Annotated in this window: 23 protein-coding genes; 11 read left to right on the forward strand and 12 right to left on the reverse strand. The window is 72.4% G+C overall.

Annotated features, from left to right (window positions below; all coding sequences use genetic code 11):
- Positions 1-19: 19 nt before the first annotated feature.
- Both G7Z13_RS19125 and G7Z13_RS19130 read right to left on the reverse strand, forming a co-directional pair.
- Entirely contained in the window at positions 20-805 is a 786-nt protein-coding gene (locus G7Z13_RS19125; RefSeq protein WP_166000918.1) for a Pr6Pr family membrane protein, read from the reverse strand.
- A 116-nt stretch (positions 806-921) separates the two neighbouring features.
- Complete coding sequence (locus tag G7Z13_RS19130) at positions 922-1848, reverse strand: metallophosphoesterase (RefSeq protein ID WP_166000920.1); 927 nt, start codon at positions 1846-1848, stop codon at positions 922-924.
- A gap of 169 nt (positions 1849-2017) precedes the next feature.
- Between G7Z13_RS19130 and G7Z13_RS19135 the strand changes: the two genes are divergently transcribed.
- Positions 2018-2482 (forward strand): GatB/YqeY domain-containing protein, encoded by a 465-nt coding sequence (locus G7Z13_RS19135; protein WP_166000922.1) that lies wholly within the window; start codon positions 2018-2020, stop codon positions 2480-2482.
- A gap of 109 nt (positions 2483-2591) precedes the next feature.
- Here the strand turns inward: G7Z13_RS19135 and G7Z13_RS19140 are convergent, their stop codons facing one another.
- The gene (locus G7Z13_RS19140; protein ID WP_166000925.1) at positions 2592-4928 is read right to left on the reverse strand and encodes a transglycosylase domain-containing protein; all 2337 of its coding nucleotides are present in this window, start codon (positions 4926-4928) and stop codon (positions 2592-2594) included.
- Between the two features lie 428 nt (positions 4929-5356).
- On the opposite strand from G7Z13_RS19140, the gene wblA reads away from it, so the two are divergent.
- Positions 5357-5695, forward strand: a complete 339-nt coding sequence (gene wblA / locus G7Z13_RS19150) for a transcriptional regulator WblA (RefSeq protein WP_063608098.1) — start codon at positions 5357-5359, stop codon at positions 5693-5695.
- A 243-nt stretch (positions 5696-5938) separates the two neighbouring features.
- Here wblA and G7Z13_RS19155 read toward each other — a convergent pair whose 3' ends face one another.
- Together G7Z13_RS19155 and G7Z13_RS19160 are read right to left on the reverse strand one after the other, a co-directional pair.
- Positions 5939-7288, reverse strand: coding sequence for an ArsA family ATPase (locus G7Z13_RS19155; protein ID WP_166000926.1), 1350 nt, complete (start codon positions 7286-7288; stop codon positions 5939-5941).
- Complete coding sequence (locus tag G7Z13_RS19160; RefSeq protein ID WP_166000928.1) at positions 7285-8262, reverse strand: ArsA-related P-loop ATPase; 978 nt, start codon at positions 8260-8262, stop codon at positions 7285-7287. Before G7Z13_RS19160 ends, G7Z13_RS19155 begins: the two co-directional genes overlap by 4 nt.
- 105 nt (positions 8263-8367) lie before the next feature.
- Between G7Z13_RS19160 and G7Z13_RS19165 the strand changes: the two genes are divergently transcribed.
- The 4 genes from G7Z13_RS19165 (at position 8368) to G7Z13_RS19180 (ending at position 10804) form a co-directional block, all read left to right on the forward strand.
- Positions 8368-8538 carry a DUF4177 domain-containing protein gene (locus tag G7Z13_RS19165; RefSeq protein WP_166000930.1) on the forward strand — a complete coding sequence of 57 codons (171 nt, stop codon included), beginning with the start codon at positions 8368-8370 and terminating at the stop codon, positions 8536-8538.
- Entirely contained in the window at positions 8535-9002 is a 468-nt protein-coding gene (locus G7Z13_RS19170) for a RidA family protein (protein ID WP_166000932.1), read from the forward strand. The genes G7Z13_RS19165 and G7Z13_RS19170 overlap by 4 nt, the downstream gene beginning before the upstream one ends.
- A gap of 66 nt (positions 9003-9068) precedes the next feature.
- Positions 9069-9977 carry an NUDIX hydrolase gene (locus tag G7Z13_RS19175; RefSeq protein WP_166000934.1) on the forward strand — a complete coding sequence of 303 codons (909 nt, stop codon included), beginning with the start codon at positions 9069-9071 and terminating at the stop codon, positions 9975-9977.
- Positions 9974-10804, forward strand: coding sequence for an MBL fold metallo-hydrolase (locus tag G7Z13_RS19180; protein ID WP_166000936.1), 831 nt, complete (start codon positions 9974-9976; stop codon positions 10802-10804). The genes G7Z13_RS19175 and G7Z13_RS19180 overlap by 4 nt, the downstream gene beginning before the upstream one ends.
- 120 nt (positions 10805-10924) lie before the next feature.
- On the opposite strand, the gene G7Z13_RS19185 is transcribed toward G7Z13_RS19180, so the two are convergent.
- Positions 10925-11599, reverse strand: a complete 675-nt coding sequence (locus tag G7Z13_RS19185; protein ID WP_029382547.1) for a Crp/Fnr family transcriptional regulator — start codon at positions 11597-11599, stop codon at positions 10925-10927.
- Positions 11600-12051: 452 nt separating this feature from the next.
- On the opposite strand from G7Z13_RS19185, the gene nth reads away from it, so the two are divergent.
- The 3 genes from nth to G7Z13_RS19200 all read left to right on the forward strand — a co-directional run bounded on the left by nth (position 12052) and on the right by G7Z13_RS19200 (position 15139).
- Positions 12052-13080 (forward strand): endonuclease III, encoded by a 1029-nt coding sequence (gene nth / locus G7Z13_RS19190; protein ID WP_166005106.1) that lies wholly within the window; start codon positions 12052-12054, stop codon positions 13078-13080.
- A gap of 67 nt (positions 13081-13147) precedes the next feature.
- A complete protein-coding gene (locus G7Z13_RS19195) occupies positions 13148-13843 on the forward strand; it encodes a CoA pyrophosphatase (RefSeq protein ID WP_166000938.1) in 696 nt (231 codons plus the stop codon).
- A gap of 96 nt (positions 13844-13939) precedes the next feature.
- Positions 13940-15139: a MarP family serine protease gene (locus G7Z13_RS19200; protein ID WP_166000940.1), complete on the forward strand. Its 1200-nt coding sequence runs from the start codon at positions 13940-13942 to the stop codon at positions 15137-15139.
- A 13-nt stretch (positions 15140-15152) separates the two neighbouring features.
- On the opposite strand, the gene G7Z13_RS33730 is transcribed toward G7Z13_RS19200, so the two are convergent.
- The 5 genes from G7Z13_RS33730 to acs form a co-directional block, all read right to left on the reverse strand.
- A complete protein-coding gene (locus tag G7Z13_RS33730; protein WP_166000942.1) occupies positions 15153-15335 on the reverse strand; it encodes a hypothetical protein in 183 nt (60 codons plus the stop codon).
- A 181-nt stretch (positions 15336-15516) separates the two neighbouring features.
- Positions 15517-16467: an alpha/beta hydrolase gene (locus G7Z13_RS19210; RefSeq protein WP_166000944.1), complete on the reverse strand. Its 951-nt coding sequence runs from the start codon at positions 16465-16467 to the stop codon at positions 15517-15519.
- Positions 16464-16952, reverse strand: coding sequence for a phage holin family protein (locus G7Z13_RS19215; RefSeq protein ID WP_166000945.1), 489 nt, complete (start codon positions 16950-16952; stop codon positions 16464-16466). The genes G7Z13_RS19210 and G7Z13_RS19215 overlap by 4 nt, the downstream gene beginning before the upstream one ends.
- A 59-nt stretch (positions 16953-17011) precedes the next feature.
- Positions 17012-18442, reverse strand: coding sequence for a Na+/H+ antiporter NhaA (gene nhaA, locus G7Z13_RS19220; protein WP_166000948.1), 1431 nt, complete (start codon positions 18440-18442; stop codon positions 17012-17014).
- Between the two features lie 168 nt (positions 18443-18610).
- The gene (gene acs / locus G7Z13_RS19225) at positions 18611-20566 is read right to left on the reverse strand and encodes an acetate--CoA ligase (protein WP_166000950.1); all 1956 of its coding nucleotides are present in this window, start codon (positions 20564-20566) and stop codon (positions 18611-18613) included.
- A gap of 328 nt (positions 20567-20894) precedes the next feature.
- Here acs and G7Z13_RS19230 point away from each other — a divergent pair, with 328 nt between their 5' ends.
- On the forward strand, positions 20895-21524 hold the full coding sequence (locus G7Z13_RS19230; RefSeq protein ID WP_166000952.1) for a sigma-70 family RNA polymerase sigma factor: 630 nt from the start codon (positions 20895-20897) through the stop codon (positions 21522-21524).
- Positions 21521-22195, forward strand: coding sequence for a hypothetical protein (locus G7Z13_RS19235; RefSeq protein WP_166000954.1), 675 nt, complete (start codon positions 21521-21523; stop codon positions 22193-22195). Before G7Z13_RS19230 ends, G7Z13_RS19235 begins: the two co-directional genes overlap by 4 nt.
- Before the next feature lie 134 nt (positions 22196-22329).
- Here the strand turns inward: G7Z13_RS19235 and G7Z13_RS19240 are convergent, their stop codons facing one another.
- Positions 22330-25089: a SulP family inorganic anion transporter gene (locus G7Z13_RS19240; protein ID WP_166000956.1), complete on the reverse strand. Its 2760-nt coding sequence runs from the start codon at positions 25087-25089 to the stop codon at positions 22330-22332.
- Positions 25090-25206 lie beyond the last annotated feature (117 nt).

Raw genomic sequence — 25206 nt, forward strand, 5'->3', positions numbered from 1 at the left:
CGCGGCGACGTCGTTTACTTTAGCCCACTGGCGGCTGGAGACGAAATCCGGTTTTCGAACGGTGCCGGAGCGGGTTGGGGCGGGCGTGGTCGAGGGCCACGAGGAGGACGGCGAGGCCGTAGAAGGACAGGCCGAGCAGGAGGGCGTTGCCGAGGACGCCCTTGTAGCCGTGGGCCTCGACGTCGAGGAAGGGGTAGAGGTAGCGGGCCGGGGTGCCGGCGAGGAGCAGCTCGCCGCGGAGGAAGGAGAAGACCAGGTAGGCGAGGGGGTAGAGGAGCCAGCTGGGGGCCTGGCGCAGGCGCAGGGTGCCGGGGGCGGTCATCAGGAGCCAGTCGATCACCGCCGCGGCCGGTACGGCGGTGTGCAGGAGGTGGTTGGCCGCCGAGTGCCAGAGGGTGGTGGCCGCCGGGGCGTCCGCCATCGTGAACGGGGTCGTCGTGTGCACCAGGAGCAGGTGGTACACGAGCGCCGCGATGAGCGTGTAGAGGAGCACCGAGCCGGTCAGCGCCGACGGCAGCGGGCGGCGGGCCGTCCAGGCCTTGCGGGCCGAGAGGAGCATGACCGGCGCCAGCAGGATGCTGCTCTGGATGGTGAAGTAGCCGAGCACGCGCAGCGGGCTGCCGAGCAGCAGGTAGATCGTCACGCCCGTGATCGCCGCCAGGGCGGTCAGGAGCCGGAAGACGGCGATCAGGGGGCGGCGTACGGGCTCCACCACCGCCGTGGCCGGGACGGGGGAGGGCAGCAGCGCGGGCATGCCCGGGATCGCGGGGAGATCCGGGATGTCCCTGGGTATCGGGGCGGTCATGCCCCTCACGGTAAGGAAATCGGGCGAAAGGGGCGATTCGGGTGGGCTGGGCGGGTGAGCGCACCCCCCGGTTCCTGTCCCCGCTCAGCCCCCTCCCCGCTGCTCCCGCCGCTCCCTTACTCCCGCCCCACCAGCGTCAGCAGCGTCGCCTCCGGCGGGCACGCGAACCGTACCGGCGTGTAGCGGTTCGTGCCGCAGCCCGCCGAGACGTGCAGATACGCCGTACGGCCCTCCGCGGTGTGCGTGGAGAGGCCCTTCACGCGGTCGGTGTCGAGGTCGCAGTTGGTGACCAGCGCGCCGTAGAAGGGGATGCAGAGCTGGCCGCCGTGGGTGTGGCCGGCCAGGATTAGGGGGTAGTCGTCGGCGGTGAAGGCGTCCAGGGTGCGCAGGTACGGGGCGTGCACCACGCCCATCGCGAAGTCGGCCGTGCCGGAGGGGCCGCCCGCGACCTCGGCGTAGCGGTCGCGCTTGATGTGCGGGTCGTCCAGGCCCGTCAGCTCCACCGAGACCCCGTCGATCTTCAGCGTGCCCCGGGTGTTGGTCAGGTTGAGCCAGCCCGCGGCGTCGAAGCCGTCGCGCAGGTTCTCCCACGGGTTGTGGACCACCCCCGTGGCGGGCGGGTTGCCGTTCAGACCGTGGCGGCCCTGGACCTTCTCGATCAGGTAGCGGGCGGGGTTGCGCAGCTTGGGGCCGTAGTAGTCGTTGGAGCCGAAGACGTACGCCCCCGGGAACTCCATCAGGGGGCCGAGGGCGTCCAGGACCTCGGGGACGCCTTCCGGGTCGGACAGGTTGTCGCCCGTGTTGATCACGAAGTCGGGGCGCAGGCCCGCCAGCGAGCGCAGCCAGCGCTGCTTCTTGCGCTGACCGCTCACCATGTGGATGTCGGAGACCTGGAGCACGCGCAGGGGGCGCATCCCGGCGGGGAGGACGGGGACCGTGACCCGTCGCAGACGGAAGGAGCGGGCTTCGAAACCCGCCGAGTAGAGCAGTCCGGCGGCGCCAACCGCCGCGATTCCCAGGGGAACTCCGTATCGCGCGCGCATACGCCCATCGTGTCAGACCTGATGGGCCGTCCGTGCGCGGGGACGGTCGCGGGGACGTGCGCGGGGACGGTCGCGGGGAGGAGGCGGGGACGGGGGCGGGTGCGCGCCCGGGTACGGCCGCCGGAAATGCGCGGGCGCCCCGGTGCCGGGACCTGCGACAATCGAGCCCATGACCACGCTCAAGTCGAAGCTGCAGGAAGACCTCAACGCCGCGATCAAGGAGCGCGACGAGCTGCGCTCCTCGACGCTCCGGCTGACGCTCGCCGCGATCACCAAGGAGGAGGTCGCGGGCAAGGAGAAGCGCGACCTCTCCGACGACGAGGTGCTGAAGGTGATCACCCGCGAGGCCAAGAAGCGGCGGGAGGCGGCCGACGCGTTCGCGCAGGGTGGTCGGGCCGAGCAGGCCGAGCGGGAGAAGGCGGAGGGCGAGGTGCTCGCCGCCTACCTGCCCAAGCAGCTCAGCGACGAGGAGCTGCACCAGATCGTCGCCCAGGCCGTGGAGGAGGCGAAGGCCGCCGGGGCCGAGGGGCCGCGGGCCATGGGCGCGGTCATGAAGATCGTCAACCCGAAGGTGGCCGGCCAGGCCGAGGGCGGGCGCGTCGCCGCCGCCGTGAAGAAGGCCCTCGCGGGCTGAACCGCCGAGGCGGACGACGAGGCTCACGACGACGGGGGCGCCCTCCAGCGAGGAGGGCGCCCCCGTCGTCGTACCGCACACGTGCACAGATGCGGAGTGCACACCTGCTCTACGGCCAGGTGCCGCCGTTCCCGTTGCCGTTGTTCCCGCCGTTGCCGTTGCCCTCGAACCAGCCCTCGGGGAGGGAGAAGGACGGCTGCGGCTCGGCGCCCCCGGTCGTACCGCCGGTGGTGGTGCCGCCCGTGGTGAGGCCGCCGGTGGTGAGGCCGGCGATCAGGCCGCCGCCGGGGCCGTTCCCGTTGCCCTGGCCGTCCCCGTTGCCGTTGTCGTCGTCACCGCGGTCGCGGTCGCGGTCCCGCTCCCGGCCGCGGTCGCCGCCGTCGGGGATGTCGACCAGGCTGAAGGACGGGGCCTCCTTGTTCGCCAGCGCGCCGGTCATGGCGTCGCGCCAGATCGGGCCCGGCACCTCACCGCCGTAGACCTTGGGGTGCCACCGGCCGCCGATGGTGATGTCGACCATCTTGACCTGCTGGGTGGCGCTGCCGACCCAGACCGCGCCGGCCAGGTTCGGGGTGTAGCCGACGAACCAGGCGTTGCGGCGCTCGTCCGTCGTACCCGTCTTGCCCGCGCTCTCGCGGCTGGTCAGGCCGGCCTGCTGGCCCGTACCGGAGTCGACGACGCCGCGCAGCAGGGTGTTGACGGTGTCCGCGGTCTTCTCGGACATGGCGCGCGAGCAGGTCGACTTCGGCACCTCCAGGGACTTCTGCTGGTCGCCGATCTTCTTGGTGATCGACTCGATCGCGATCGGCGTGCAGTACATGCCGCGCGCGGCGAACGCGGCGTACGCGGTCGCCATCGTCAGCGGGGAGATGCCCTTGGAGCCGAGCGAGATCGCGGGGACCTCCGGCAGCTTCTCGCCGTTGCCCTGCACCACGTCCAGCGCGTCGAGCGTCTTCATGACCGGGCACATGCCGATGTCGGAGATCATCTGGACGAAGTAGGTGTTGACCGACTTCGCCATCGCCTCCTTCAGCCGGTACGGGCCGACCTCGGACTCGTCCTCGTTCTCGACCCGCTCGCCCTTCGGGTTCAGCCAGGGCTTGCCGGCGCACGTCTGGACGGGTTCCGGGTACTCCATGTCGTACGGCGACGAGTACTCCTGGGTCGGCGGGCGGCCCTCCTCCAGCGCCGCCGCGGCGACGAACGGCTTGAAGGTCGAGCCGGTCGGGAAGCCGTAGTTCGAGCCGCCCATGTCGCTGCCGACCGAGTAGTTGATCTCGGTCTCGTTGTCGCCGTAGCCGAACGGCTTCGACTGGCCCATGCCGAGGATCTTGCCCGTGCCGGGCTCGACCAGGGTGACGGCGGCGGCGACGGAGTCCGACTGGTTCACGTGGTCCGCGAGCGAGTCCTGCACCGACTCCTGGGCCTGCGGGTCGAGGGTGGTGCGGATGGTCAGGCCGCCCTGGAACCAGAGCTTGGCCCGCTCCTCCTTCGTCTCGCCGAAGACCGGGTCGTTGAGGAAGACCTTCTCGACGTACTTGCAGAAGAAGCTGGCGCCCTTGACCGCGGTGATGCAGCCGTTCTTCGGGCGGCTGACGTCCAGGCCGAGCGGCTTCTTCTTGGCCCGGTCGGCGTCCGCCTGGGAGATGTCGCCGACGTCGGCCATGCGCTGCAGCACGACGTTACGGCGCTTGGTGGCCTCCGCCTCGTCGTTCACCGGGTCGTACCGGCTCGGCGACTGGACGATGCCGGCGAGGAGGGCGGCCTCCTCCAGCTTCAGGTCCTTGGCGTGCTTGGAGAAGTACCGCTGGGAGGCGGCCTCGACGCCGTAGGCCTGCTGGCCGAAGAACGTGATGTTCAGGTAGTTCTCGAGGATCTTCTTCTTGCCCAGCTCCTCCTCGACCTGGATCGCGTACTTCAGCTCCTTGATCTTGCGGCCGAGGGTCTGCTGGGTGGCCTGCGCGACCTTCGTCGGGTCGTCGCCGGCCTCCTCCACGAAGACGTTCTTCACATACTGCTGGGTCAGCGTGGAGGCGCCCTCCGCGACCCCGCCGCTCTGCGCGTTCTTGTTCAGGGCGCGCAGGACGCCCTTCAGGTCGATCGCGCCGTGCTGGTAGAAGCGGGCGTCCTCGATCGCGATGATCGCCTTCTGCATGTACGGCGAGATGTCCTGCAGCTCGACCACCGTGCGGTCGCGCGAGTACACCGTGGCGAGGGTGTCGCCCTGGGCGTCGAGGATCGTGGTGCGCTGGCTGAGTGGCGGAGTCTTCATGTTGGCGGGGATCTCGTCGAATCCCTCGACCGTGCCCTTCGCCGCGAGCCCCAGCGCGCCGACGGCGGGCAGCGCGATGCCGGCCATGACGGCTCCCGCGAGCACACTGACACCGAGGAACTTGGCGGCCTGCTGCGTTGGCGACAGACCCCCGCCCGAGCGCTTCTTTGCCATGAGGGCAGCCTACGTTCTCATTCGCCGGACACGCGTATATGCCTTGGCCTAAGCTGCTTTCGACTGTCACAGCGGTGGGCCACGTATGCATACGTCCGGCGGCGGCGAAACGTTCCCGGACCGGTCCGGCGACTTCTCGGAGTGTGCCCGACGGTGTGTTGGGGGCGTGTCCGAATCCGCCTCGTGTGTCACCCGCCGTCCGTTGTGGCGCACCTGAAGCATCCGGGATTGCCGGGATTGCCGCGCATGTCGCAGGCTCACTCCCCCGGGTGATCTGCCGCTTGCGCATAGTCCGTTCGGGCCATTCAAGATTGGGCCCGAAGGGGGTGTTGCGCTGTGCCCACCTTCCGTAACGTCCTCAACTGGCGGCGGTGAATATGCCGCTGCCGCCGTGGGGGAGCCTCGATTCGGGAGAGGACGGCGCCGGTATGGGCTGGGTAACCGACTGGAGTGCGCAGGCGGCCTGCCGCACTACCGATCCGGATGAACTGTTCGTTCAGGGAGCAGCGCAGAACAGGGCCAAGGCGGTGTGCACCGGATGTCCGGTGCGGACCGAGTGCCTGGCCGACGCGCTCGACAACCGCGTCGAGTTCGGCGTGTGGGGAGGGATGACGGAACGGGAGCGCCGCGCACTGCTGCGCAGGCGGCCCACCGTGACCTCCTGGCGCCGGCTGCTGGAGACGGCTCGTACGGAGTACGAGCGGGGCGCCGGGCTGGTGCCTCTCGACGACGACCAGGTGTACGAGAACTACGCGGCGGTGAGCTGAGCGGGGCCCTGCGGGGCTTCGGCCGGTGCCGTCGCGTACGGCTCGTCGTTCACCTGCGCTGAGCGCTGAGCGCTCAGCGGTGAGTCGCGAGTGGTGGGTCGTGCGGGGTGTGCCGTCGGCGCGGTGTGCTGTCGATGGGCGGAGCCGCGGGCGAGTCCACTCGTACGGCTCCCGTATCACGTGCTCGGTCCACGCGCTTGGTCCACGCGCTCGGTTCAGGTGCTGGGTCTCACGTGCTCGGTCTCACGCGTCGTCCTCCGGTGTGTCCTCCGTCGGCTCCGGGGGCCGGTAGGTGGCCAGCCGGTCGCCGATGGCTCGCAGTCCCGCGAGATCGTGTACGTCGCCGGGCAGCGCGGCCACTTCGGCCACCGCCACCTCGGGGTGGCGCGCGACGAAGCGGTCACGGGTGCGCTGCTCGCGGGCGATCAGGTGCATGCGCTCGGCGTGCAGCCGCAGCAGACGTGCGGTGAGGCGGTCGACGGACTGCTGCTCGTCGCCGCCTTCCTCGGGAGCACGTTCGGGGTCCTCGGTGTCCAGGGCGGCGGGGGAGCCGTCGTCGGGGGCCGAACTGCCGTATGTGTCAGGAGAGTTACGAAGTCCAGCCTTCCCGCCCCCCTGATCCACAATGCGGGACTCCTCAAGATTTTCCGCGGCGGCGAGCGCCCGCTCGGCCGACAGCCGGCCGGCGCCGCTGCCGTGCACCCGGTTGAGCACCAGCCCGGCGAGCGGCATGTCCTCCGCGGCCAGCCGCTCCACGAAGTACGCGGCCTCGCGCAGCGCGTCCCGCTCCGGCGCCGCGACCACCAGGAACGCCGTCCCGGGTGCCTGGAGCAGCCGGTAGGTGGCGTCCGCGCGGGTGCGGAAACCGCCGAACGTGGTGTCCATGGCGGCGACGAACGTCTGGACGTCCTTCAGCAGCTGCCCGCCGAGCACCTTGCCCAGCGCGCCCGTCATCATCGACATGCCGACGTTCAGGAACTTCATCCCCGCGCGGCCGCCCATCTTCGCCGGCGCCAGCAGGACGCGGATGAGTCTGCCGTCCAGAAAGGAGCCGAGCCGCTTGGGCGCGTCGAGGAAGTCCAGCGCGGAGCGCGAGGGCGGCGTGTCGACGACGATCAGGTCCCACTCGTCCCGCGAGCGCAGCTGCCCGAGCTTCTCCATCGCCATGTACTCCTGCGTGCCCGCGAAGCCCGCCGAGAGTGACTGGTAGAAGGGGTTGGCCAGGATCGCGGCGGCCCGCTCGGGATCCGCGTGCGCCTCGACGATCTCGTCGAAGGTGCGCTTCATGTCGAGCATCATCGCGTGCAGCTCGCCGTCGCCCTCGACGCCCTTGACCCGGCGCGGGGTGTTGTCGAGGGAGTCGATGCCCATGGACTGGGCGAGCCGGCGCGCCGGGTCGATGGTGAGCACGACGACCTTCCGGCCGCGCTCGGCCGCGCGCAGGCCCAGCGCCGCCGCCGTGGTCGTCTTGCCGACGCCGCCGGAGCCGCAGCAGACCACGATCCGGGTCTTCGGGTCGTCGAGCAGCGGGTCGACCTCGAGCACGCGCGCGGGGGCGAGGCGCGCGTGGGGCGGGGTGGGCTCCGGGCTCATGTCATCCCCTGCTTCCGCAGCTCGGTGGCGAGTTCGTACAGGCCGGCCAGGTCCATGCCCTCGGCGAGCAGCGGCAGTTCGTGCAGCGGCAGGCCCAGCTCGGTGAGGACGGCGCGCTGCTCGCGCTCCAGCGTGTACCGCTCGGCGTACTCGTCGGCCTGGGCGAGCAGCGGGTCGACCAGCCGCTCGGCGTGCCCGCCGCGGCGGTCGCCGCCGAGCCCGGCGGCCGACAGCGCGCGGGCGACCTCGGGGTGCGCGACGGTGCGTACGCGCTCCAGGTCGGCCGCGTCGAGCAGGTGCGGGCGGACCATGTTGACGACGACGCGGCCCACCGGCAGCCCGGCCGCGCGCAGTTCGGCGATGCCGTCGGCGGTCTCCTGGACCGGCATCTCCTCCAGCAGCGTCACCAGGTGCACGGCGGTCTCGGCGGACTTCAGCACCCGCATCACGGCCTGCGCCTGATTGTGTATCGGGCCGATCCGGGCGAGCCCGGCCACCTCGTCGTTGACGTTGAGGAAGCGGGTGACGCGGCCGGTGGGCGGCGCGTCCATGACGACGTGGTCGTACACGAACCGGCCCGACCTGTCCTTGCGCCGGACCGCCTCGCAGGCCTTGCCGGTGAGGAGGACGTCCCGCAGGCCGGGCGCGATGGTGGTGGCGAAGTCGATGGCGCCGAGTTTCTTCAGGGCCCGTCCGGCGCTCCCGAGTTTGTAGAACATCTGGAGGTAGTCCAGAAGGGCCAGTTCGGGATCGATGGCGAGGGCGAACACCTCCCCGCCCCCGGGCGCGACGGCGATCTTCCGCTCCTCATAGGGCAGCGCCTCCGTCTCGAATAGCTGTGCGATTCCCTGGCGACCCTCGACCTCGATGAGGAGCGTCCGCTTCCCCTCCGTGGCCAGGGCCAGCGCGAGGGCTGCGGCGACCGTCGTCTTTCCGGTCCCGCCCTTGCCGCTGACGACCTGGAGCCTGCTCACGCCTTCGAGCGTAACCAGTCCGCGCCCGGCCCGAGCGGGAGGCTGTGGACAACGTCCTCCGCGGCCCCCGCCGGCCCCCTCCGCGACAGCGGCTACAGTCGCCCCATGACCAAGTGGGAATACGCAACCGTGCCGCTGCTCGTCCATGCCACGAAGCAGATCCTGGACACCTGGGGCGAGGACGGCTGGGAGCTCGTCCAGGTCGTGCCCGGGCCGAACAACCCCGAGCAGCTGGTGGCCTACCTGAAGCGGCCGAAGCCGGGGACGCAGGCGTGAGCGCGGTCGAGGCGAAGCTCGCGGAGCTGGGGCTGTCGCTGCCGGACGTCGTCCCGCCGCTGGCCGCGTACCAGCCGGCCGTGCAGTCCGGGCCGTACGTGTACACCGCCGGCCAGCTGCCGATGGTGGACGGCAAGCTGCCGGTCACCGGCAAGGTCGGCGCCGAGGTCACGCCGGAGGAGGCCAAGGAGCTGGCCCGCACCTGCGCCCTCAACGCCCTGGCCGCCGTGAAGTCGGTCGCGGGCGACCTGGACCGCATCGCGCGCGTCGTGAAGGTCGTCGGCTTCGTGGCCTCGGCCGCGGACTTCACCGGCCAGCCGGGTGTCCTCAACGGTGCCAGCGAGCTGCTCGGCGAGGTGCTGGGCGACAAGGGCGTCCACGCGCGCAGCGCGGTCGGCGTGGCGGTGCTGCCGCTGGACGCGCCGGTGGAGGTCGAGATCCAGGTCGAGCTGACCCAGCCGTAGCCTTCCGGCGGCAGCCGTGATCGTCCGGCTCTCGAACACGCGCGCGTTACGGGATAGCCTCCGGCCATGGCGAACGGTCAGTGGTACCCCCCTGAGTGGCCGGAGCTCATCCGCGCGCTGACGGCAGGCACCCTCACCCCGGTGCGGCCGAAGCGGGCGGCGACGGTGATGCTCCTGAAGGACACCGACGGCGGCCCCGCCGTGCACATGCTGCGCAGACGCGCCTCCATGGCCTTCGCCGGAGGCGCGTACGCCTATCCGGGCGGCGGCGTCGACCCGCGGGACGGGGACACCGCCCTGCCCGAGCGGGGCCCGGAGCACGGGGGAGAGCGCGCCGTCCGCTGGGCGGGCCCCACGCGCGCGTGGTGGGCGGACCGGCTCGGGGTCGACGAGACGGGCGCCCAGGCGATCGTCTGCGCCGCCGTCCGGGAGACCTTCGAGGAGGCGGGCGTCCTGCTCGCCGGGCCCACCGCGGACACCGTCGTCGGCGACACCACCGGCGACGACTGGGAGGCGGACCGCGCGGCGCTCGTCGCCCGCGACCTGTCGTTCGCCGAGTTCCTGGACCGCCGCGGGCTGGTGCTGCGCTCCGACCTGCTGGGCGCGTGGACCCGCTGGATCACCCCCGAGTTCGAGCCCCGCCGCTACGACACCTGGTTCTTCGTCGCCGCCCTCCCCGAGGGCCAGCGCACCCGCAACGCCTCCTCGGAGGCCGACCGCGCGGTGTGGATCCGGCCCGCGGACGCGGCGGCGGCCTACGACAAGGGCGAGCTGCTGATGATGCCGCCCACCATCGCCACCCTGCGCCAGCTCACGCCGTACGGCACGGCCGCCGAGGTGCTGGCCGCCGCGCCGGCCCGGGACCTCGCTCCCGTCCTCGCCGAGGCCCGTCTGGAGGGCGGGGAGATCGTGCTGTCCTGGCCGGGGCACGACGAGTTCACCAAGCACATCCCGACCGGGGGAGGACCGGCATGACCGACCCGAGCGTGCTTCCCGGCCGGCCGCGCGGAGGGGTCCTCTCCGGGCCGGCCACCGCGCGGGCGGTCAACGTCCTCGCGCCCAACCCGTCCGCGATGACCCTGGACGGCACCAACACCTGGATCCTGTCGGAGCCCGGCTCCGGCCTCGCCGTCGTGGTCGACCCGGGGCCGCTGGACGAGGGGCACCTCCAGCGCGTCGTCGACACCGCCGAGCAGGCCGGCAAGCGCGTCGCGCTGACCCTGCTGACCCACGGCCACCCCGACCACGCCGAGGGCGCCGCCCGCTTCGCCGAACTGACCGGCACGCGCGTGCGTGCCCTCGATCCGGCGCTGCGGCTCGGCGACGAGGGGCTGAGCGCCGGTGACGTGATCAGCGTCGGCGGCCTGGAGCTGCGGGTCGTGCCGACGCCCGGCCACACCTCGGACTCGCTGAGCTTCCACCTCCCGGCCGACCGGGCGGTCCTGACGGGCGACACCGTCCTCGGCCGCGGCACGACGCTCGTGGCCCACCCCGACGGCCGCCTGGGCGACTATCTGGACTCCCTGCGCCGCCTGCGGTCCCTCACGGTCGACGACGGCGTCCACACCGTCCTGCCGGGCCACGGCCCGGTCCTCGACGACGCCCAGGGCGCCGTCGAGTTCTACCTCGCCCACCGCGCCCACCGCCTCGCCCAGGTGGAGACGGCCGTCGAGGACGGCTACCGCACGGCTGAAGAGGTCGTGGCCCACGTCTACGCCGACGTGGACCGCTCCCTGTGGCCGGCGGCGGAGCTGTCGGTGCGGGCGCAGCTGGAGTACCTGGAGGAGCACGGGCTCATCTAGGGGATGCCCCACCCCTGGGGCGCCTTGGCCGGGCTCCGCGCGGTGGGTGCGCGTACGGCGACGGGGTCCCGCCTCGTTTCCGAGGCGGGACCCCGTCGCCGTGGAGGCACGTGACCGGCGTCAGCGCGAGCGCTTCGCCAGGCGCTCGACGTCCAGGAGGATCACCGCGCGGGCCTCCAGGCGGAGCCAGCCGCGCTGGGCGAAGTCCGCGAGCGCCTTGTTGACCGTCTCGCGGGAGGCGCCGACGAGCTGGGCCAGCTCCTCCTGGGTGAGGTCGTGGACGACGTGGATGCCCTCCTCGGACTGCACGCCGAAGCGGCGCGAGAGGTCCAGCAGGGCGCGCGCCACACGGCCCGGGACGTCCGAGAAGACCAGGTCGGACATGGCGTCGTTGGTTTTGCGCAGCCGGCGGGCGACGGCGCGCAGCAGGGCGGCGGCCACCTCCGGGCGGGCGTTCAGCCAGGGCTGGAGGTCGCCGTGGCCGAGGCCGAGCAGCTTCACCTCGGTGAGCGCGGTGGCGGTCGCGGTGCGCGGGCCCGGGTCGAACAGCGACAGCTCGCCGATCAGCTCGCCGGGGCCGACCACCGCGAGCATGTTCTCGCGGCCGTCGGGCGAGGTGCGGTGGAGCTTCACCTTGCCCTCGGTGACGACGTAGAGCCGGTCGCCCGGGTCGCCCTCGTGGAACAGGGAGTCACCCCGCGCGAGGGTCACCTCACTCATGGAGGCACGCAGCTCCGCGGCCTGCTCGTCGTCGAGCGCCGCGAAGAGCGGATTGCGCCGCAGAACGTCGTCCACGAGTTCTCTCCTTGTCGACCTGCTCAGGGGATCTTGTTCCCCCTCGTACCAGGGGACCGTGGTGCCCATTTTGCCGGACGGTCCAAACAGTGTGATCTGTCACAAGGATGCCGCACTGGTGTACCGGGGTAAGCGTCAGGGGTCCAATTGGGCGCCGATCTTCCGGGTCCCCGGCGGATGTCAGTGGCGGGCCGTAGGCTGGCCGGGTGTCCAAATCGCCGGTGAGAGCACAGGCCGAGGGGGCTGCGCGGGTGGTTGTACGTGGCGATTCCGCTGTGGGCGAACAGGCCTCCGGCGGTGAAGAAAAAACGGCAAAGACGGCAAGGGTGACAAAGAAGGCGGCTGCGAAGAAGTCGGCCCCGGCGAGGAAGACGGCTTCCGCCGCAGAGGCGACCGCCGCCGGGAACGCGGGCGCGGCCGGGAACGCGGGTGCCGCGAAGAAGGCGGCCACCGTGAAGAAGGCTGCGGCGAAGAAGGCGGCCACCGCCAAGAAGGCCACCCCCGCGAAGAAGGCCACCCCCGCGAAGAAGGCGGCGGCCAAGAAGGCGCCCCCCGCCCGGAAGGCCCCCGCCGACAAAGCCCCCGCGGCCGGCGGTCCCGTGCGGAGAGCCGCGGTGAAGAAGGCCGGCATCGCGCCGAAGAAGGCCGCCGCGGCCGTGCGCGAGGCGCCGCCCGCGAAGACCATCACCCCGCACCCGCCGAGCGGCGAGTCCCGTACCGCCCTGGTCCGCCGCGCCCGCCGGATCAACCGCGAACTCGCCGAGGTCTTCCCGTACGCCCATCCGGAACTGGACTTCGAGAACCCCTTCCAGCTGCTGGTCGCCACGGTGCTCTCCGCCCAGACCACCGACCTGCGCGTCAACCAGACCACGCCCGCGCTGTTCGCCAGGTACCCCACCCCCGAGGACCTTTCCGCGGCCGACCCGCAGGAGGTCGAGGAGATCCTGCGGCCCTGCGGGTTCTTCCGGGCCAAGACCAGGTCGGTGATAGGGCTGTCCAAGGCGCTGACGGAGGAGTTCGGCGGCGAGGTCCCCGGCCGCCTGGAGGACCTCGTGAAGCTGCCCGGCGTCGGCCGCAAGACCGCCTTCGTCGTCCTCGGCAACGCCTTCGGCCACCCCGGCATCACCGTCGACACGCACTTCCAGCGGCTCGTCCGGCGCTGGAAGTGGACCGACGAGACCGACCCCGACAAGATCGAGGCCGCCGTCGGCGCGCTGTTCCCGAGGAGCGACTGGACGGACCTCTCGCACCACGTCATCTGGCACGGCCGCCGCATCTGCCACGCCCGCAAGCCCGCCTGCGGCGCCTGCCCCATCGCCCCACTGTGCCCGGCGTACGGCGAGGGCGAGACGGACCCGGAGAAGGCGAGGAAGCTGCTGAAGTACGAGAAGGGCGGCTTCCCCGGACAGCGCCTCAACCCCCCGCAGGCCTACCTGGACGCGGGCGGCAAACCGGCCCCGCCGCTGGGGGCCGCCGGGTGAGGGAAGACGCGGCGGAACGATCCCGGGCACCCCGGGCGTTGGACACGGCAGGACGACGGGGGTGGGGATGAGCCGGGCGAGTGAGACGCGGAGCGGAGCCGTGGTGGTCAGCAGGAAAGGGCTGCCGGGCTGGCTGGACCCGGTGGTCCGCGCGGTCGACACCGTGGAGCCGCTGCAGCTGAGCCGCTTCCTGCCGCCGGAGGACGGGGCGGGCCGCCAGTCCGCCGTCCTGATCCTGTTCGGCGAGGGCGACCGGGGCCCGGAGCTGCTGCTGATGGAGCGCGCCGGCACGCTGCGCTCGCACGCCGGCCAGCCGTCCTTCCCGGGCGGCGCCCTCGACCCGGAGGACGGCGACCCGCACGGCGACGGACCCCTGCGGGCGGCGCTGCGCGAGGCCCAGGAGGAGACCGGCCTCGACCCGGCCGGCGTCCAGGTCTTCGGCGTGCTCCCGAAGCTGTACATCCCGGTGAGCGGCTTCGTCGTCACCCCCGTGCTGGGCTGGTGGCGCGAGCCCAGCGCCGTCGGCGTCGTGGACCCGGCGGAGACCGCGCGGGTGTTCACCGTCCCCGTGGCGGATCTCACGGACCCCGGCAACCGCGCGACCGCCGTCCACCCCAGCGGACACCGGGGCCCGGCATTCCTGGTCGAATCGGCCCTCGTGTGGGGTTTCACCGCCGGAATCATCGACCGGCTGCTGCACTACGCCGACTGGGAGCGCCCCTGGGACCGCGAGAGGCAGGTCCCGCTCGACTGGCGCGCATGACAGGGTGGCCCAGGCGCCGTGGTGTTCCGGGGGACGACCCCCGGGCCCCCGGCCGCAGTGGTGGGACCGGAGAATGACGAGGCGAGGCCTGAATCGGTGAACGTGCTGGACATCCTGTTGCTGGTCGCTGCCGTGTGGTTCGCGATCGTCGGCTATCGCCAGGGTTTCGTCGTCGGCATCCTGTCGGTGATCGGCTTCCTGGGCGGCGGTCTCGTCGCCGTCTACGCGCTGCCCGTGATCTGGGACGCGCTCACCGACAACGCGGAGGTGAGCACGACCGCCGCCGTCGTCGCGGTGGTCGTCGTCATCGTCTGCGCCTCCGTGGGCCAGGCCCTGACCACCCACCTCGGCAACAAGCTGCGCCGGTACATCACCTGGTCCCCGGCCCGCGCCCTGGACGCCACCGGCGGCGCCCTCGTCAACGTCGCGGCGATGCTGCTGGTCGCCTGGCTGATCGGCTCGGCCCTCGCGGGCACCACGCTGCCGACGCTCGGCAAGGAGGTCCGTAACTCCAAGGTGCTCCTCGGCGTCTCCCGCGCGCTGCCCGCGCAGGCCGACACCTGGTTCGCCGACTTCTCCTCGGTGCTCGCGCAGAACGGCTTCCCGCAGGTCTTCAGCCCGTTCGCCAACGAGCCCATCACCGACGTACGGCCGCCCGACCCGGCGCTCGCCGGCAGCCCGGTCGCCGCCCGCGCCCAGCGCTCCATCGTCAAGGTCGTGGGCACCGCGCAGAGCTGCGGCAAGGTCCTGGAGGGCACCGGCTTCGTCTTCGCGGAGCGCCGCGTGATGACCAACGCGCACGTCGTCGGCGGCGTCGACGAGCCCACCGTGCAGATAGGCGGCGAGGGCAAGCGGTACGACGCCACGGTCGTGCTGTACGACTGGGAGCGCGACATCGCCGTGCTCGACGTGCCCGACCTCGACGCGCCCGTCCTGAAGTTCACCGACGACGACGCGTCCAGCGGCGACAACGCGATCGTCGCGGGCTTCCCGGAGAACGGGGCGTACGACGTGCGCGCGGCGCGGGTGCGCGGCCGGATCACCGCCAACGGCCCGGACATCTACCACCGGGGCACGGTCCGCCGTGATGTGTACTCGCTGTACGCCACCGTCCGCCAGGGCAACTCCGGCGGCCCGCTGCTCACCCCGCGGGGCGAGGTCTACGGCGTGGTGTTCGCGAAGTCGCTGGACGACGCCGAGACGGGGTACGCGCTGACCGTGGACGAGATCCGGGAGGACATCGCCGCGGGGCGCACGGCCAATCAGCAGGTGGGGACGGACAGCTGCGCGCTGTGAGGCGCGCGCCGGGTCACCCGCGGGGGTGACGCAGCCGCACCGAGACCCAGCGGGCACGGCGCCGCAGGATGCGCGGGATGCCCACCCGCGGGTCGGTCGCCGCGAGTTGCGGCGCGCCCCGCTGGTGGGAGCTCAGGGCGCTGCCCGAGCGGCGGTTGCGTGCTGCTGCGTCACTGTAGTCGTGCGTCCAGCCCATACCCCGACGTGTGCCCCCGCCCGAAGGTCGATAACCGCCCCGGAGACGGCCAATTGGCCTATGCGCGGGGCATGTGGCCGATCCTCGGACAGACGTTCCCGTCCGGACACGGGCCGCGCCGGCCCCCTCACGCACGGCCCCCTCACGCACGGGCGCCGCCGGACGGCGTCACCGGACGGCGTCACCGGTCCGGCTCGGGGTCCTTCAGCCAGCTGATCAGCTCGTGGGAGAACGCCACCGGGTCCTCCTCGTGCGGGAAGTGGCCGAGCCCGTCGAACAGCCGCCAGCGGTACGGGGCTTCGACGTACTCGCCGGAGCCGGCCGCGCTGCGGGTGCGCATCACCGGGTCGAGGGAGCCGTGCAGATGGAGCGTCGGCACCCGCACGGGCCGCTTCATCCGCCGGTTGAACTGGAAGCCGTCGGGCCGGGCGAGGGAGCGGACCATCCAGCGGTACGGCTCGATGGAGCAGTGCGCGGTGGACGGGATGCACATCGCGCGCCGGTAGACGCGCACCGCATCGTCGTCGGGCAGCCGCGGCCCGGACCAGTCCCGGATGAGCCGCCCGACCAGGGCCGCGTCGTCCGCGACGAGCTGCCGTTCGGGGATCCAGGGGCGCTGGAAACCCCAGATGTAGGAGCCGGCGGCGGTCTGCTTGGGGTCGGAGAGCATCGCCGAGCGCCAGCGCCGCGGGTGCGGCATCGAGGTCACCGCGAGACGCCGTACGAGCTTGGGCCGCATCACGGCGGCCGTCCACGCGAGATAGCCGCCCAGGTCGTGCCCGACCAGCGCGGCGTCCGGCTCGCCGAGCGAGCGGACCACGCCGGTGATGTCGAGGGCGAGGTTGGCCGGGTCGTAGCCGCGCGGGGTGCGGTCGCTGCCGCCGACGCCGCGCAGGTCCATGGCGACGGCCCGGAACCCCGCCTCGGCGAGCGCCACCAGCTGGTGCCGCCAGGTCCACCAGAACTGCGGGAAGCCGTGCACCAGCATCACCAGCGGCCCGTCGCCCAGCTCGGCGATGTGGAAGCGCGCGCCGTTGGCGGCCACGTCCCGGTGGATCACCTCGTGGCCGCCGGGCAGGTCGAGCCGTACGACCGAGGCCGGCTGGGCCGAAGGAGTGTCGGGTTCCGTCATGACGACGAGCGTGCCACAGGCTCGATGGCCTCGGGCACGCGGTCCGCGGGCAGCTCCGGCCGCGGGTGGGGCTTGGCCTTCTGGAGCACGCCCGCGGTCTCCTTCACGGACGCGGCGACCTTCTGCGGGCCGCGGCCCTTCTTCGCCTTCTTCGCGAAGACGACGCCGATCAGCGCGAGCAGACCGGCGATCAGCACGTTGGCCGCGAACGAGAGCAGGAAGCAGACGGCGAGGTTCCAGCCGCTCCAGGTGCGAATGGCGTACGCCAGCGCGAAGTTGAGCATCGGCAGCGAGAACAGCAGGAGCAACCCGGCCGCCATGAAGGCACCGCCGCTGGTCGCGCCCCGCTTGACGTCCCGTCGCAGCTGCGCCTTGGCCAGGGCGATCTCGTCGTGCACCAGCGCGGACAATTCGGTCGTCGCCGTGGCGAACAGCTGGCCGATGCTGCGTTCGGCGCCGACCGGGCTGCCGTCGGGTGCGCTCATCGCGGGTCTCCCTCTTCTGCCTGACGGGACGGTCCCGTCCTGTGTACCGTCTCGTCAGATCATGCCGGACCGTCGTTCTCCTCGCCTGCCCCGCCGGCTACTTCGGCAACCGCGTGGCGCGCGGCGGCCTTCTCGTCGGCGATCCTGCGGTGTTCGGCGGCCCTGCGCTCCAGGAGGGCGGCCATCCGCAGGTGGTACTCCGGGTCGTCCTGCTCGTAGATGTCCGGGATGCCGTCGCGGTCGTCGTCGCGCTCCTCGGTCTCCCACATCCGGCGGTACTTGGCGTTCCGGATCTTCAGCAGCACCGTCGCCAGCGTCGCCGCGAGCAGCGAGCCGGTCAGTACGGCGGCCTTGACCTCGCCCGTGAGCGCGGCGTCCTGCTCGAAGGCCAGCTCGCCGATGAGCAGCGACACGGTGAAGCCGATGCCGGCCAGGGTGGCCACCGCGAACACGTCCGGCCAGGCCAGGTCGTCGCTGAGCGAGGCCCGGGTGAACCGCGCCGTCAGCCAGGTCCCGCCGAAGATGCCGAGGGTCTTGCCGACCACCAGGCCCAGCACCACGCCCAGCGTCTCCGGCTGGGTGAAGACGTCGGCCAGCGCCCCGCCGGACACCGGCACACCGGCGCTGAACAGGGCGAACAGCGGCACGGCGAGGCCCGCCGAGAGCGGCCGTACGAGGTGTTCGATGTGCTCGCCGGGGGAGTGCCGCTCACCCTCGCGGGTGGTGCAGCGCAGCATCAGGCCCATCGCGACGCCGGCGATGGTGGCGTGGACGCCGCTGTTGTACATCAGCGCCCAGATCACCAGCGCCAGCGGCACGTACACGTACCACCCGCGCACGCCCTTGCGCAGCAGCAGCCAGAAGACGGCGAGGCCGGCGACGGCGCCGCCGAGGGCGGCGAGGTGCAGGGTGTCGGTGAAGAACACCGCGATGATCAGGATGGCGAACAGGTCGTCGACGACGGCGAGGGTCAGCAGGAAGGCGCGCAGGGCGCTCGGCAGCGAGGTGCCGATCACCGCGAGCACGGCGAGCGCGAAGGCGATGTCGGTGGCCGTGGGGACCGCCCAGCCGGCCAGGGAGCCGCCGCCCGCGGTGTTGGTCAGGACGTAGACCAGCGCCGGCGCGGCCATGCCGCACAGCGCGGCGACGACCGGGAGGGCGGCGGCCTTGGGGTCGCGCAGGTCACCGGCGACGAGTTCGCGCTTGAGCTCGATGCCCGCGACGAAGAAGAAGATCGCGAGGAGTCCGTCGGCGGCCCAGTGGGCGACGGAGAGGTCGAGGCCGAGGGACTCGGGTCCTATGTGGAAGTGGCTGACCGTCTCGTAGCTGTCGTGCAGCGCGGGGACGTTCGCCCAGATCAGGGCGGCTGCCGCGGCCACCAGTAGCAGGACGCCGCCGACCGTCTCGGTGCGCAGCGCGTTCGCGACGAAGGTCCGCTCGGGGAGGGAGAGCCGGCCGAGGACCTTGCGGGGGGTGCGGGGCGCGGACACGGGGACCTCCGGTGGGTGGGCAGCATGGAACGCTTGCCGACCAGACTTCCCGGCGCACCTATTTGCTTAGCTTATCTAATGATGGTGGCAGTGGTCACCTGCGTCCACCCTAGACGTGGCAAGGGTGCCCGGCACACTCGGCGCCGGGCACCCCGCACGGTGAGGCGATCAGTCCTCGCTGGGCGCCGCCGGGAGCTTCGCCTGAATGAGCTGCATGACACTGCTGTCGGTAAGGGTGGTCACATCGCCCAGGGCCCTGTTCTCGGCGACGTCGCGCAGCAGGCGGCGCATGATCTTGCCGGAGCGGGTCTTCGGCAGCTCGGCCACCGGCAGGATCCGCTTGGGCTTGGCGATCGGGCCGAGCGTGGCGCCGACGTGGCCCCGCAGCTCGGCGATCAGGTCCTCGGTCTCCGCCGCCGTACCGCGCAGGATCACGAACGCGACGATCGCCTGGCCGGTCGTCTCGTCCGCCGCGCCGACCACGGCCGCCTCGGCGACCGACGGGTGCGAGACGAGCGCGGACTCGACCTCGGTGGTGGAGATGTTGTGGCCGGAGACGAGCATGACGTCGTCGACGCGGCCGAGCAGCCAGATGTCGCCGTCGTCGTCCTTCTTCGCACCGTCGCCCGCGAAGTACTTGCCCTCGAAGCGGGACCAGTAGGTGTCGAGGAACCGCTGGTCGTCGCCCCAGATGGTGCGCAGCATCGACGGCCACGGCTCGGTGAGCACCAGGTAGCCACCGCCGCCGTCGGGCACCTCGTTCGCCTCGTCGTCGACGACGGTCGCACAGATGCCGGGCAGCGGGCGCTGCGCGGACCCCGGCTTGGTCTCGGTGACGCCGGGCAGCGGCGAGATCATCATCGCGCCGGTCTCGGTCTGCCACCAGGTGTCCACGATCGGCGTCCGGTCCGCGCCGATGTGCTTGCGGTACCAGATCCAGGCCTCGGGGTTGATCGGCTCGCCGACCGAGCCGAGGACGCGGAGGCTAGACAGGTCGAACTTCGCGGGGATGTCGTCGCCCCACTTCATGAACGTACGGATCGCCGTGGGCGCGGTGTAGAGGATCGTGACCTTGTACTTCTGCACGATCTCCCAGAAGCGGCCCTGGTGCGGGGTGTCCGGCGTGCCCTCGTACATGACCTGGGTGGCGCCGTTGGCGAGCGGGCCGTAGACGATGTACGAGTGCCCGGTGACCCAGCCGACGTCGGCGGTGCACCAGTAGACGTCCGTCTCCGGCTTGAGGTCGAACACCGCGTGGTGGGTGTACGCCACCTGCGTGAGGTAGCCGCCGGAGGTGTGCAGGATGCCCTTCGGCTTACCCGTCGTACCCGAGGTGTAGAGGATGAACAGCGGGTGCTCGGCGTCGAAGGCCTCGGGGGTGTGCTCGGCGCTCTGGCGGCCGACGAGGTCGTGCCACCACACGTCCCGGCCCTCGGTGAAGGCGATCTCCTGGCCGGTACGGCGGACCACGAGCACGTGCTCGACGTTGTCCACCTTGCCGAGCGCCTCGTCCACGGCGGGCTTCAGCGCGGACGGCTTGCCGCGCCGGTAGCCGCCGTCGGCCGTGATGACGACCTTGGCGTCGGCGTCCTGGATGCGGGTCGCGAGCGCGTCGGAGGAGAAGCCGCCGAAGACCACCGAGTGCGCGGCGCCGATGCGGGCGCAGGCCAGCATGGCGATGGCCGTCTCCGGGATCATCGGCATGTAGACGGCGACCCGGTCGCCCTTGCGGACACCCAGCTCCAGCAGGGCGTTCGCGGCGCGGGACACCTCGTCCTTCAGCTCGGCGTAGGTGAGGGAGCGGCTGTCGCCGGGCTCGCCCTCGAAGTGGATGGCGACCCGGTCGCCGTGGCCGGCCTCGACATGGCGGTCGACGCAGTTGTACGCGACGTTCAGCTCGCCGTCCTTGAACCACTTGGCGAACGGCGGGTTCGACCAGTCCAGCGTCTCGGTCGGTTCCTTGGCCCAGGTCAGCCGTCGGGCCTGCTCGGCCCAGAAGCCGAGCCTGTCAGCCTTGGCCTGTTCATACGCCTCCGCGGTGACGTTGGCGTTGGCTGCCAGGTCGGCGGGGGGTGCGAACCTGCGCTCTTCCTTGAGCAGGTTGGCCAGGCTTTCGTTGCTCACGACATCTCCCTTTCCCAGGGTGTCCGTTGTGTCCCAGGCCACAGCTCATCAGACCCGGGGGGCCGATGACAAGGGTCGACGGGAAATTGGTTTAGACCTGTGGGGTGGCTCTGGTGGGGTGGTCGAGTGGGGGATCAGCGGGGTGTTCGGTGGGGTGTTCGGGTGGGGTGATCCGGTGGGGTGATCGGCGGGGTCCGTTCCTGTGGGGGTCATCCGTACCCACGGACGCGGCGGGGGCGAAGTTCAGCGGCTGTAACGCCTTTCACACGTGCGGCCAAGTACGGGTGAGGCACTGACCGTGCGCGACCCGACGAGAGGGGAACAGACTGTGGACGGCATACGGGGCGGGCCCGCGGCGGCGGTCCGCGATCCCCAGCTCTTCGAGGAGTTCTACCGCCGCCACGTGGACGCCGTGACCTCCTTCGTGGCCCGGCGTGTCCGCGACGCCCACTCGGTCGCCGACCTGACGGCCGAGGTGTTCCTCGCGGTCCTCGACTCCGCCCACACCTACCGGCCCGGCCTCGGCAGCGAACGGGCCTGGCTCTACGGCATCGCCCGCAACGTCGTCTCGTCCGAGCACCGGCGCCTGGCCCGCGAGACCCGGCGCGACCAGCGGATCTCCGGGCGGCGGCTGCTGGAGCCCGACGACATCACCCGCCTGGAGGACAAGCTCGACGCCGAGTCCGCCGGTCGCCGCGCCCTCGCCGCGCTGGAACGGCTGCCGGAGGGCGAGCGGGCCCTGCTGGAGCTGATCGCGGTCGACCAGCTCACCGTCGCCGAGGCCGCGGCGGCGCTCGGCATCCGCCAGGTGACGGCACGCGTCCGCCTGCACCGGGCGCGCAAGACGCTGCGGGCGGTGCGCGGGGTGGCGGCGGGCGAGCCCGCCGACGCGCCGCGCGGCACGCCACTGACCTGCACCACGTCGTACGCCACCGGAGCGAACGGGGGAGAGGCATGACCACCGGCAACACCATGGGCACGAACTTCGAGGACCGGCTGCTCGCGGAACTGAGCCGCGAGATCGAGCGGCGCGCGAGCGAGACGCGCGAGACACGCGAGACACGGGAACCCGCCGTCGCCGTCCCGGCACCGGGGCCGGCATCGGTCCGGACGCCCCGCCGTCGTCGTACGGCCCTCACCGCGCCGCGGCTCGGCCTCGCCGCGCTGGCCTGCGCGGCCGTCGCGGGCGCCTGGGCGCTGATGCCGGGGTCCCCGGCCGAGACCCCGGCCTACGCGGTCGAGGCGCACCCGGACGGCACCGTGACCGTCACCTTGAACGACATCGGTCTCGGCGGCACCCTCCAGCGGGAGCTCGCCGAAAGGCTGACGGAACAGGGCATCCACGTGGCCGTGGACGACGTGCCGGACGGCCACGAGTGCGCCCGCCCCCGCGGGAAGACGATCCGGGGCCACTTCGACCGTAGTGGTGGCGAGGGCCCCGTCTGGGAGATCACGCTGCGCCGCGGGGACTCCCTGGCCTTCGAGGAGACCGGGCAGCGCCGGCCGGACGGGAGCGTCCAGCGGGTCGTCGGCTTCTACGGCGTGCACGGGCGGATCGCCCCGTGCGATCCCGTCCCCGCCGCCCCGGAGCCCGGCCCGGCGCAGCCGGACCCGTCCGGCCTCCGCTGAGCGGGGCCCGGACGGGCCGGGGCAGGGGCGGGGCGCCGGTCGCGCATCCGTTGTACCCAGGGCCGCGGGCCGGGGGAGGCGCGCGGCCCTGGGGCGCGGGGCGGCCGAGGCGGGGGCGGTCAGGCGGGGGCGGGTCAGGCCGGGCTGCGCAGGTCCTCGGCCTCGGGCACGTGGTCGAAGACCTCCGCGCCGGACGCCTCGGTGAGCAGATAGGCCTGTGCCTCGCCCACGTGGAAGTACATCCCGTGCAGCTCCAGCGCATCCTCGTGCAGGGCGCGGGCGACCGACTCGTGGGCGCGCAGGTGCTCCAGCTGCTGGACGATGTTGGTCAGGCAGAGCTGCTCGACCGCGTCGGCCGGCCGCCGTCCGGCGAGCCGTGCCCCGGGCCGGCTCTCGTCGGCCATCCGCTCCACACTCGGCTGCCCGTGCCGCAGCCAGCGCTTGAGCGGTGTCCGCGCGCCGCCGGGTTCGGAGCTGAGCAGGGCCTGCATCGCCCCGCACCCGGAGTGCCCGCACACGGTGATGTGCCGCACCTTCAGCACGTCCACCGCGTACTCGATGGCCGCCGCCACCGAGTCGTCACCGCTCTCCTCGCCGGGCAGCGGCACCAGGTTGCCCACGTTGCGGACCACGAAGAGGTCTCCGGGGCCGCTGGACGTGATCATCGAGGTGACGAGCCGGGAGTCGGCGCAGGTGAGGAAGAGCTGCACCGGCCGCTGGCCCTCCCGCGCGAGGCGCGCCAGCTCACCGCGCACCAGCGGGGCGGTGCGCCGCTGGAACGCGCTGATGCCCCGGGCGAGTTGATGGCCGCCGGTACGGGTGCTCACACCGGTCGCGGTGGTGGTGGGGATGCTGGGGCTGTCCTGCGTGCGCGGTTCGGTGCGGGCTTCGGTGCCGGCGTCCGAGTCGCGGGGGTCACCGAAGTCGGCGTCTGCGTCCGGGCCGGTGAGGGCGCCGGGGCCGCCGGGACGGTGGGTGCCGGGGGCGTCCTCGGAGCCGTCGGCACCTTCCTTCCCGCGGGGCGTGTCCTGGTCCGCCAGGCCGTTTTCGCCCTGGGCGTCCTGTGAGCCCGAGCCCGCCGACGTCCGCGAGCCCTCCACGCCCTGCCGTACCTCCGGTTGGTCCAAAGCTCCCGAGCCGTACGCCCCTTCGGAGCCGTACGCCGACTCCGCCGGGTCCGTGCCGGTGACCGTACCGGCACCCGACTCCTCCTCGGGCCCCGGTCGCTCCCACTCGCACTGGTGGTTGCGCCACGGAGTCCACGGGCGGCACCGGCAGTCGCTCGAACCGGCCGCGTCCGCTGTCTCCGCCCCGGCGATGTCCTCCACCGGAGTGCCGGGCTCGGCGATGCGGATGCCGGCGCGGCGGCCGGTCAGCTGGACGGTGCCGCCCTGCGCGGTGTGCGTGTTCTGCCAGTCCTGGAGCGTCTCGAACGCCGCGTGGTCCATGAAGGAGCCGTCCAGCTCCACGACCACGTCGGTGCCTTGCGGGACGAGGTGCAGGACCCGGCTCAGGCGGGGCACCGCGAGGAACGTCAACTGGCCCCTCACCTGGATGTGGTGGACGCCGTTCTCCTCCGTGTGGGTGATGCGGGTGCGGGTCAGGCGGTGCAGGGCGACGGCGACGGCCACGGCGATGCCGAGGGCCACGCCTTCGAGGACGCCGAACAGCACCACGCCGGTGGTGGTCGCGGCGTACACCAGCACCTCACGGTGGCGGGTCACCGTGCGGATGTGGTTCAGGGACACCATCTGGATGCCGACGGCCATCACCAGGGCGGCGAGCGAGGCCAGCGGGATGAGCTCCAGCAGCGGGACGAGCAGCAGCGAGGCGACCACCACGAGAGCGCCGTGCAGCATCGTGGAGTTCCGGCTGACCGCGCCCGCGTTCACGTTCGCCGTACTGCGCACCGCCACGCCCGCGACCGGCAGTCCGCCGAGGCTGCCGGAGACGATGTTCGCGGCGCCCTGGCCGAGCAGTTCGCGGTCGAGGTCGGAGCGCGGCACCCGGCCGGTGAGGCCGGGGCGGGCGGCGGCCAGCTTGTCGGTGGCGACCGCGCCGAGCAGCGACTGCACGCTGCACACCAGCGTGGTGGTGAGCACGGCGGCGATCAGACCGAGCACCGGCCCCTCGGGGAGTCCCGCCAGCGCGTGGTTGTTCCACGACGGCAGCTCCACCTTGGGCAGCGTGAGGCCGACGAGCGAGGCGGTCGCGGTGGCCCCGGCGACGGCGATCAGCGGCGCCGGCGCCTTGCGCAGCACCTTTCCGGTCCGGCCGGGCAGCCGTGGCCAGAGGAACAGCAGGGCCAGGGTGAGCGCGCTCGTCGACAGGGCGGCGGGGTGCAGGTCCGCCAGCTGGGCGGGCAGCGCCCGCAGGTTGTCGAGCACGGCGCTCTGCGGGGTGCCGCCCAGGACGATGTGCAGCTGGGCCATGGCGATGGTCACGCCGATGCCGGCCAGCATGCCGTGCACGATGGCGGGGCTGACCGCGAGGGCGGTGCGGGCCACCCGCAGACAGCCGAGGCCCAGCTGGGCCAGGCCCGCGAGGACGGTGATGGCGCAGGTCGTCCGCCATCCGTAGAGGTGGATGAGGTCGGCGGTGACCACCGTGAGCCCCGCGGCGGGGCCGCTCACCTGGAGCGGGCAGCCGCCGAGCCGGCCGACGACGATGCCGCCGACGGCGGCGGCGACGAGGCCCGCCTGGAGCGGCGCTCCCGTGGCGAGGGCGATGCCGAGCGACAGGGGCAGGGCGATCAGGAAGACCGCGATGGAGGCCGACACATCGGCTCCGGCGATCCGGAAGCGCCGCAGCCGCCGGGTGGGCGGGCTGTGCGGCTGGTGGTCGCGGTTCGACTGGTGGGGGTCGGTGGCGCGTGTGGGGGCGCAGGCTGACATGTTTTCCCGTCTCCTCCGGGCAGCGGTCGCGGATCAGGTCGGTCCCGCCGGGCGGCGGGTCGGTCGCGGCCGTGAGTCACGGCGTGCAGTGGCGGGATGAATCAACTCTCAGTAAAC

Origin of the sequence: Streptomyces sp. JB150 (genome assembly GCF_011193355.1) — a bacterium.
Classification (GTDB): Bacteria; Actinomycetota; Actinomycetes; order Streptomycetales; family Streptomycetaceae; genus Streptomyces.